The sequence below is a fragment of the Streptococcus sp. HMSC071D03 genome, from assembly GCF_001812125.1.
Classification (GTDB): Bacteria; Bacillota; Bacilli; order Lactobacillales; family Streptococcaceae; genus Streptococcus; species Streptococcus pseudopneumoniae_N.
In genome coordinates this window covers 1-9,313 of sequence record NZ_KV807757.1, presented here as the reverse complement: position 1 = coordinate 9,313, position 9,313 = coordinate 1, and the positions used below count along the sequence as shown (strand labels likewise).

General features: G+C 40.3%; 10 protein-coding genes. All 10 read left to right on the top strand.

The window, feature by feature from the left end; all coding sequences use genetic code 11:
- Positions 1–197: 197 nt before the first annotated feature.
- The 10 genes from HMPREF2837_RS06160 to HMPREF2837_RS06115 all read left to right on the top strand — a co-directional run bounded on the left by HMPREF2837_RS06160 (position 198) and on the right by HMPREF2837_RS06115 (position 9,212).
- Positions 198–875 carry a CPBP family intramembrane glutamic endopeptidase gene (locus HMPREF2837_RS06160; RefSeq protein WP_049548096.1) on the top strand — a complete coding sequence of 226 codons (678 nt, stop codon included), beginning with the start codon at positions 198–200 and terminating at the stop codon, positions 873–875.
- Positions 876–886: 11 nt separating this feature from the next.
- Positions 887–1,552 (top strand): CPBP family intramembrane glutamic endopeptidase, encoded by a 666-nt coding sequence (locus HMPREF2837_RS06155; protein WP_075230732.1) that lies wholly within the window; start codon positions 887–889, stop codon positions 1,550–1,552.
- A gap of 70 nt (positions 1,553–1,622) precedes the next feature.
- Complete coding sequence (locus tag HMPREF2837_RS06150; protein WP_049548105.1) at positions 1,623–2,849, top strand: MFS transporter; 1,227 nt, start codon at positions 1,623–1,625, stop codon at positions 2,847–2,849.
- A gap of 158 nt (positions 2,850–3,007) precedes the next feature.
- Positions 3,008–3,703 (top strand): AzlC family ABC transporter permease, encoded by a 696-nt coding sequence (locus HMPREF2837_RS06145; protein WP_049548104.1) that lies wholly within the window; start codon positions 3,008–3,010, stop codon positions 3,701–3,703.
- On the top strand, positions 3,693–4,016 hold the full coding sequence (locus tag HMPREF2837_RS06140) for an AzlD domain-containing protein (RefSeq protein WP_049548103.1): 324 nt from the start codon (positions 3,693–3,695) through the stop codon (positions 4,014–4,016). The genes HMPREF2837_RS06145 and HMPREF2837_RS06140 overlap by 11 nt, the downstream gene beginning before the upstream one ends.
- Before the next feature lie 102 nt (positions 4,017–4,118).
- Complete coding sequence (locus HMPREF2837_RS06135) at positions 4,119–4,961, top strand: amino acid ABC transporter substrate-binding protein (protein ID WP_045762539.1); 843 nt, start codon at positions 4,119–4,121, stop codon at positions 4,959–4,961.
- Positions 4,962–5,114: 153 nt separating this feature from the next.
- On the top strand, positions 5,115–5,969 hold the full coding sequence (locus HMPREF2837_RS06130; RefSeq protein WP_049548102.1) for a MetQ/NlpA family ABC transporter substrate-binding protein: 855 nt from the start codon (positions 5,115–5,117) through the stop codon (positions 5,967–5,969).
- A gap of 121 nt (positions 5,970–6,090) precedes the next feature.
- Positions 6,091–7,464, top strand: coding sequence for a M20 family metallopeptidase (locus HMPREF2837_RS06125; RefSeq protein ID WP_049548101.1), 1,374 nt, complete (start codon positions 6,091–6,093; stop codon positions 7,462–7,464).
- Positions 7,457–8,518, top strand: a complete 1,062-nt coding sequence (locus tag HMPREF2837_RS06120) for a methionine ABC transporter ATP-binding protein (protein ID WP_049548100.1) — start codon at positions 7,457–7,459, stop codon at positions 8,516–8,518. Before HMPREF2837_RS06125 ends, HMPREF2837_RS06120 begins: the two co-directional genes overlap by 8 nt.
- A gap of 1 nt (position 8,519) precedes the next feature.
- The gene (locus HMPREF2837_RS06115; RefSeq protein WP_049548099.1) at positions 8,520–9,212 is read left to right on the top strand and encodes a methionine ABC transporter permease; all 693 of its coding nucleotides are present in this window, start codon (positions 8,520–8,522) and stop codon (positions 9,210–9,212) included.
- Positions 9,213–9,313: the final 101 nt, after the last annotated feature.

Here is a 9,313-nt window from a genome sequence, read left to right as displayed (position 1 = left end):
AGTCTATTTATTGGCCTATTGGACTGCATATAGTCTATAACGGTATTGGGCATCTACTTCCTTTGTTGTTTTAGAGGATTTTGAGAATCATAAATCAAGGGATGAGTCCTCGTCGTGGTGCTTTTGCTTGGGCTGTAGATCCAACAGGTGAGTTGTTTAAGCGTAGTAGAAGATAGGATACTATAGGAGTTGATTAAATGAAGAAAATGAAAGAAATGAAATTTCACCTAGCAACTGGCTTGTTGCTTTTGACCTATTACCTCATTTTTAATGTCATACCAGACTTAGATTTTACTGTAGCTTTGTCTGATGAGATCTACTATGTGTTCCAGGTTTTATTCGTACTTATACTGGGAACTGTATCTACAATTATTTTTGTCAAAAGTGAACATTGGAAAGAGTATGGTCGTTTCCAGTTTCGTTGGTCTTACCTAGGTGTTTTCTTTCTTTCTTTTTTCTTATTATTTGTGTGGGCAAATCTAGCAACACGTATCTTTCCTCGTACGCAAAATGGAAGTACGGTAGTGGAAGTAGCCACCAGTTTGACAGGAATTAGCTATTTTATTACGCGTGTACTTTACGGTAGCCTTATCGCACCTGTAGCAGAAGAAATCGTGTGTCGTGGTTTTTTGATGACAAGCTTGTCTAAATTTAAAAACTACTATATTGATGTTCTTGTTTCTGCTACCATATTTGGCGCTATGCATGTTCTACAGCATGGTTGGATAACGACAGATTTCATACTATACTTTGTAATGGGCTTGATATTTTGCATGATGTTTCGCTGTACACGCTCTATTTATTGGACCATAGCTTTACATGTTTCATGGAATACCTTCTTGCTCATTGTTAGTTTATTGGTGTTTGGATTTTAGAAGGGTGATATATGAAAAAGATAATCTCACGCTACTACTTGTTTGTAGCCATTCTACTTATCATTGCGGACCAGTTCTTCATCCGTCTGGTTTTACACAGCGACTTGGCTGCTGGTCTATCTGATTTTGCATTTTATCTATCGAGGCTAATGTTGCATTTTCTTGTGGTTCTACTTATTTTTATTGTTATGGTTTGGTCAGGGAAATGGCAACAAATCAATAGCAGAAAATTTAAAGTGTCCTATCTTTTCTATTCCTTTTTAGCTCTTCTTGCTTTTTTTGTTTGGAATTTTATTAAATTTTTCCTATTCCCACCTACCCAAAATGCAATTTCTTATCAACTAGATCTTCCTACTTTTACAGGTCCTACTGCATTTTTGATGTATTTTTTCTATCCTGTGATTGCAGGTCCCATTTTTGAAGAGATGATTTATCGTGGATTGGTGATGACCGCTTTGGAAAAAGGGAAAAAATGGGGACTGGATGTGCTCGGTTCGGCTACTTTATTTGGAATTCTGCATATCAGTAGTCATGGTTGGGTCTTGACAGACTTTTTCGTATATATGGGTAGTGGTCTAATAATGGCAGTCTTTTTTAGAGTGACAAAGTCTATTTATTGGCCTATTGGACTGCATATAGTTAATAATGCCATTGCTCAAATTTTACTCTTGCTGTAATTTTACTTGCTGAGTAATATTGGTCTATCCTTGGGGAATGCTTCCCATTTGAATTTAAAAAGGAGTTGTGATGAAAGTATTTATTCAAAATAGAGATTTTAGGCAATTAACCATCAACCAGTGGATTTCAACGATTGGGGATACGATTTTTTATCTGGCATTTCTGAATTATGTGGCAGATGCATCTTTTGCCCCTTTGGCGATTTTACTCATTACGATTTCAGAAACCCTTCCTCAAGTTCTACAAATCTTTCTGGGAGTTTTAGCGGATTTTCAACATCATCGTGTCCTAAAATATACAATTATTAGTTTTGCAAAATTTTTGCTTTACTCTATAGTGTCCCTATCGCTTTCAGGGCAGTCCTTTTCCTTGTTATTAGTAGCATTTATTTGTCTGATTAACCTCTTGTCTGACACATTGAGTTATTTTTCAGGCGCCATGCTCACTCCGATTTTCATTAGAATTATTGGAGAAGACCATCTGGCAGAAGCTATTGGATTTAAACAGTCAACTGTTAGTTTAGTGAAAACAATCAGTAATATTTTAGGAGGAGTCTTATTAGGTATTCTATCCATCCAGTTTATTTCCTTACTGAACGCTCTTACCTTTTTAATCGCATTTTTAGGTATCCTATTCATAAAAAATGATCTCTTGAAAGTAGAAAAAACGATTAGCTATCAAGAAGGACTCTCTGTAAAATCCTTTTGCCAGCATTTGGTCCAGTCATCGAAATTGATATGGAAGATGAATCAGGTACTCTTAGTTTTGTTTATTATCTCTATTAGTCAAGCAGTGATAAATGTTACAGTTCCTGTCTCTACTCTGTTTTTGAGGAATCAGCCCTTTTTGAATTTACAAACAGGTCAATCTCTTGCCTTGTTATCCACTCTTGAATTAGTAGCCCTTATTGTCGGAAGTCTTGTGAGTGGCTATCTGAAAAATACGATTTCTATAAAAACAGCTCTATATGCCTCACTTGTTATCCAGTTGCTTCTTCTAGTAGGATTTGCCACAGTTCGTTTTGACTGGATTCTTATCTTTAGTGCCTTGGATGCCTTTTTCGCAGGTATTCTCTCTCCTCGATTACAGGAACTCATTTTTAAACAAATACCTGAGGAGTCAATGGGAGCAGTTCAATCCTCTATTGGCGCCATTACGGTTGTTTTACCTAGCTTATTTACAATAGCTTTGGTAACCATTGCTACTAGCTTTGGAACTCTGGCAGTTAGCTTTGTTTTATTGCTATTCCTTCTAGTTGCCTTTACCATGCTCCTAAATATCCGTGAAAGTGTTTAGCGGAGAATTTGTATAATATATGTTTGAGACTGGCCTCCCAGTCTTTTTCTGTTCTTGTCAGTCAGCAGACTTTTTTCTATTTTACGAATATGTTATAATAATGTTTGCTGTGACTGTTTGAAAAGCAGCTGCTGAAGGAATGATTAGTGAGGAAGTCTATGAAAGAAAAAGGATTTTGGGAGGGTGTGCAAGCTGCGGTACCGACGGCTCTGGGATATGTCAGTATTGGTCTGGCCTGTGGGATTATTGGTGCGCCTTATGTGACACCTGTTGAGATGGGCTTGATGAGCCTCTTTGTTTATGCTGGGAGTGCCCAGTTTGCCATGATAGCCTTGATTGCAGTTCAAGCTCCAGTAGCTGCTATTGCCATGACGGTCTTTTTGATTAATCTGCGTCTCTTTTTGTTGAGCTTGCACGCATCGACTTATTTCCGTCATACCAGTCTCTGGCAAAATATTGGTATGTCTAGTCTCTTGACGGATGAGACTTACGGCGTTTTGATGGGCGAGTTGGTGCATACGGATAAGGTTAACCCTATGTGGATGCACGGGAACAACCTTAACAGCTATGTAGCTTGGTTTGTGGGAACAGTTGTCGGAACTGCTCTAGGTGGACTTCTACCAAATCCAGAAATTTTTGGCTTAGATTTTGCCCTAGTGGGTATGTTTATTGGGATTTTTACTTCCCAGTTTCAGATTATGCAAAAACGGATTTCTTTGCGCAATCTCTTCATAATTTTAGCAGTTGTAGCTGTATCTTTCTTTTTGCTCTTGACGGTGGTGTCTCAGTCATTAGCTGTCTTGTTTGCGACCTTGCTAGGTTGTACCATGGGGGTGGTCTTGGATGGTCAGTAAGTATATTTTAATGGCAATCGTCTTTTCTGGTTTGGTGACTTGGATTCCAAGAATGATTCCTTTCATCCTAGCCAAGTACAAGGGTCTGCCGCCTATTGTCGAGCGCTTTTTGAAATTTCTACCAGTTTCTATTATCTTTGCATTGATTTTATCAAGCGTGGTGACAGGAAAAGTTGGAAGTCTCCCGCAGATAAAGTGGTTAGACTTTTTAGCAGTCTTTCCAACGGCTTTTGTGGCCTTTCGTTATCGTAATCTGGTGGGGACCGTTCTCTTTGGGGTGGTCTTGATAGCAGTCCTACGTTTGGTCTTTTAATCAGCCATAAAGAAAACCTATCACAAATATAGAAATCATATAATAGCGTAATTCCTTTTTTTCTGTTAAGATAAGATTGTATTCTATTTTGGAGGAAATATCATGAAAAAAATCGTTAAATATTCATCACTTGCTGCCCTAGGGCTTGTAGCCGCAGGTGTATTGGCAGCTTGCTCAGGTGGTGAAAAGAAAGATGCTGCATCTGGTGAAGCAACATCTGGTAAAAAAGAAATCGTTGTAGCAACCAACGCGTCACCAAAACCATTTAACTATGAAGAAAACGGTGAGTTGACTGGTTTTGAGATTGAGGTTGTTCGCGCTATCTTTAAAGACTCTGACAAGTATGATGTCAAGTTTGAAAAGACAGAATGGTCAGGTATCTTTGCAGGCCTTGACGCAGATCGTTACCAAATGGCAGTTAACAACATTAGCTATACAAAAGAACGTGCAGAAAAATATCTTTACGCAGCACCAACTGCTAAAAATCCTAACGTTCTCGTAGTTAAGAAAGATGACAACAGCATCAAATCGCTTGATGATATCGGTGGAAAATCTACTGAAGTCGTTCAAGGAACAACATCAGCTAAACAGTTGGAAGAATACAACAAACAACACGCAGATAACCCAACTGTTCTTAACTATACAAAAGCTGACTTCCAACAAATCATGGGACGTTTGAGCGATGGACAATTTGACTACAAGATTTTTGATAAAATCGGTGTAGAAACAGTTATCAAAAACCAAGGTTTGGATAACTTGAAAGTCATCGAACTTCCAAGCGACCAACAACCTTACGTATACCCACTTCTTGCAAAAGGTCAAGATGAATTGAAATCATTTGTTGACAAACGCATCCAAGAACTCTACAAAGACGGAACGCTTGAAAAATTATCTCAACAGTTCTTTGGTGGTTCTTACCTTCCAGCAGAAGCTGACATCAAATAAGTTTGTAAATCATCCATTCTCTCGTAGATGGATGATTTTGTAACTTTTAGACATATAGTTTAAAACTATATATCTGACTATCTAATAACAATTTGTGAAATCAAACAAATTGTGAGATACTAGTACGGTATTATTTTTAAAGGAGAACGAATCATGAAAATCAAAAAATGGTTAGGCGTAGCAGCTATCGCTACAGTAGCAGGCCTTGCACTTGCAGCTTGCGGAAATTCAGACAAGAAAGCAGACAATGCAACTACAGTTAAAATTGCGACTGTTAACCGTAGCGGTTCAGAAGAAGCACGCTGGGACAAAGTTCAAGAATTGGTTGAAAAAGACGGAATTAAATTGGAATTCACAGAGTTTACAGACTACTCACAACCAAACAAAGCAACTGCTGATGGTGAAGTAGACTTGAACGCATTCCAACACTATAACTTCTTGAACAACTGGAACAAAGAAAACGGTAAAGATCTTGTAGCGATTGCAGATACTTATATCTCACCAATCCGCCTTTACTCAGGTAAAAACGGAGAAGAAAACAAGTACACTAAAGTGGAAGAAATCCCAGCAAACGGAGAAATCGCTGTACCTAACGATGCTACAAACGAAAGCCGTGCGCTTTACTTGCTTCAATCAGCTGGCTTGATTAAATTGGATGTTTCTGGAACTGCTCTTGCAACAGTTGCTAACATCAAAGAAAATCCAAAGAACTTGAAAATCACTGAATTGGACGCTAGCCAAACAGCTCGTTCATTGTCATCCGTTGATGCTGCTGTTGTCAACAACACTTTTGTTACAGAAGCAAAATTGGACTACAAGAAAGCACTCTTTAAAGAGCAAGCTGACGAAAACTCAAAACAATGGTACAACATCATCGTTGCGAAAAAAGATTGGGAATCATCACCTAAAGCTGATGCAATCAAGAAAATTATCGCAGCTTACCACACTGACGAAGTGAAAAAAGTCATCGAAGAAACTTCAGACGGCTTGGATCAACCAGTTTGGTAATAAGATATAAGAGGTGGGAGAGAATTTTCCGCCTCTTGCTTTTATATAGAGACTAAAGAAAAGGAATATTCACTTGTATTGATTCCAAAGGTACAAGTCCTAGTAGAAAGGTAGAGAGAAAATGGTTTTCCCTAGCCAAGAAGAACAAATTGAAAAATTTGAAAAGGATCATGTGGCCCAGCATTATTTTGAGGTTTTGCGTACCTTGATTTCTAAGAAGTCGGTCTTTGCCCAACAAGTCGGCCTTAAAGAGGTGGCTCGTTATCTAGGCGAGATTTTCAAGCGTGTAGGGGCTGAAGTTGAGATTGATGAGAGCTACACAGCACCTTTTGTGATGGCACATTTCAAGAGTTCACGACCAGATGCTAAGACCATCATTTTCTACAACCACTATGATACGGTACCAGCTGATGGTGACCAAGTGTGGACTGAGGATCCTTTTACTCTTTCTGTTCGCGATGGTATTATGTACGGACGAGGAGTTGATGATGACAAGGGGCATATCACTGCACGACTTAGTGCGCTGAGAAAATACATGCAAGATCATGACGATCTCCCTGTTAACATCAGCTTTATCATGGAAGGGGCAGAGGAGTCAGCCTCTGTTGACTTGGACAAATACCTAGAAAAGCACGCAGATAAGCTACGAGGCGCTGACTTGTTAGTCTGGGAACAGGGAACCAAAAATGCCTTGGAGCAATTAGAAATCTCAGGTGGTAATAAGGGAATTGTGACCTTTGATGCCAAGGTCAAGAGTGCTGATGTGGATATCCACTCCAGCTATGGTGGCATTGTGGAGTCAGCTCCATGGTATCTCATCCAAGCATTGACTAGTTTGCGAGCTGCAGATGGGCGTATCTTAGTTGAAGGTTTGTACGATGATGTGCAGGAGCCGAATGAACGTGAGTTGGCCTTGGTTGAAACCTATGCCCAACGCAATCCAGAGGAAATCAGCCAGATTTATGGCTTGGAATTGCCACTTTTACAAGAGGAGCGTACAGCCTTCCTAAAACGTTTCTTTTTTGAGCCAGCCCTTAATATCGAAGGGATTCAGTCAGGTTATCAAGGTCAAGGAGTTAAAACGATTCTACCAGCAGAAGCTAGCGCTAAGCTAGAAGTCCGCTTGGTTCCAGGACTTGAACCCCATGATGTTTTGGATAAAATCCGGAAACAACTAGACAAAAACGGCTTTGATAAGGTAGAATTGTACTATACCTTGGGTGAGATGAGCTATCGGAGCGATATGAGTGCGCCAGCCATTCTTAATGTGATCGAGTTGGCCAAGAAGTTCTATCCACAGGGCGTTTCAGTCTTGCCGACTACAGCTGGGACAGGACCTATGCATACGGTCTTTGATGCCTTAGAAGTACCCATGGTTGCCTTTGGGCTTGGAAATGCTAATAGCCGAGACCATGGTGGAGATGAAAATGTGCGAATCGCCGATTATTACACCCATATTGAATTAGTAGAGGAGCTGATTAGAAGCTATGAGTAGAGATATTATCAAGTTAGATCAGATCGATGTGACTTTTCACCAAAAGAAGAGAACTATCACAGCGGTCAAGGATGTGACCATTCACATCCAAGAAGGGGATATCTACGGAATCGTTGGATATTCTGGAGCAGGGAAATCAACCCTAGTTCGTGTTATTAACCTCTTGCAAAAGCCATCTGCAGGCAAAATTACCATTGATGACGATGTGATTTTTGATGGCAAAGTGACCTTGACGGCCGAGCAGTTGCGTCGTAAACGTCAAGATATCGGAATGATTTTCCAGCATTTTAACCTGATGAGCCAGAAAACAGCAGAGGAAAATGTAGCCTTTGCCCTCAAACACTCTGGTCTCAGCAAGGAAGAAAAGAAGGCTAAAGTAGCTAAACTGCTTGACTTGGTTGGTCTTGCGGACCGTGCCGAAAACTACCCTTCACAGCTTTCTGGAGGTCAAAAACAACGTGTGGCTATTGCGCGTGCCTTGGCAAATGATCCAAAAATCTTGATTTCAGATGAGTCAACCTCTGCCCTTGATCCGAAGACAACCAAGCAGATTTTGGCCTTGCTGCAAGATTTGAACCAAAAATTAGGCTTGACTGTTGTCTTGATTACGCATGAAATGCAGATTGTCAAAGACATTGCTAACCGTGTAGCAGTTATGCAGGATGGGCATTTGATTGAAGAAGGAAGTGTCCTTGAAATCTTCTCAGATCCTAAACAACCTTTGACTCAAGACTTTATCTCAACAGCGACAGGTATTGATGAAGCTATGGTCAAGATTGAGAAGCAAGAAATCGTGGAACACCTATCTGAAAACAGTCTCTTGGTGCAACTCAAGTACGCAGGCGCTTCAACAGACGAGCCACTTTTGAATGAATTGTACAAGCACTACCAAGTAACGGCCAATATCCTTTACGGAAATATTGAAATTCTTGATGGGACTCCTGTTGGTGAGCTAGTAGTTGTCTTGTCAGGAGAAAAAGAAGCTTTGGAAGGTGCCCAGGCAGCTATCCGTGAGGCTGGTGTGCAACTAAAAGTATTGAAGGGAGGGCAGTAAGATGGCAGAATTGATTAAATCATACTTACCAAATGTCTATAAGATGGGCTGGTCAGGTCAGGCAGGCTGGGGAACAGCTATCTACTTGACTCTTTATATGACGGTTCTTTCCTTTATCATCGGAGGTTTCTTAGGACTGGTTGCAGGGCTTTTCCTTGTCTTGACAGCTCCAGGTGGTGTCTTGGAAAATAAAGTTGTTTTCTGGATTTTGGATAAGATTACCTCTATTTTCCGTGCGGTACCATTTATCATTCTCTTGGCAGTCTTGTCACCCTTCTCTCATCTAATCGTAGGAACAAGCATTGGTCCAAATGCGGCTATCGTACCCCTATCTTTTGCAGTCTTTGCCTTCTTTGCCCGTCAAGTACAGGTGGTATTGGCTGAGCTAGATGGTGGTGTCATTGAGGCAGCTCAAGCTAGCGGAGCGACCTTCTGGGATATCGTGGGTGTTTACCTATCAGAAGGACTTCCAGACTTGATCCGCGTGACGACTGTAACCTTGATTTCACTAGTCGGTGAAACAGCCATGGCGGGAGCGGTCGGAGCAGGTGGTATTGGTAACGTAGCTATAGCCTATGGATTTAACCGTTACAATCATGATGTGACTATTCTTGCGACCCTCATCATTATCTTGATTATCTTTACGATTCAGTTCTTGGGAGACTTCTTGACCAATAAATTAAGTCATAAATAAAAAAGAGCCAGCTGGCTCTCAGATTGAAGAAAAAGTTCGTTGTGGACAATTTTCTTCAATCTTTTTCTTTTATAGTCAATTGAAACAAGAACAAGACAAAA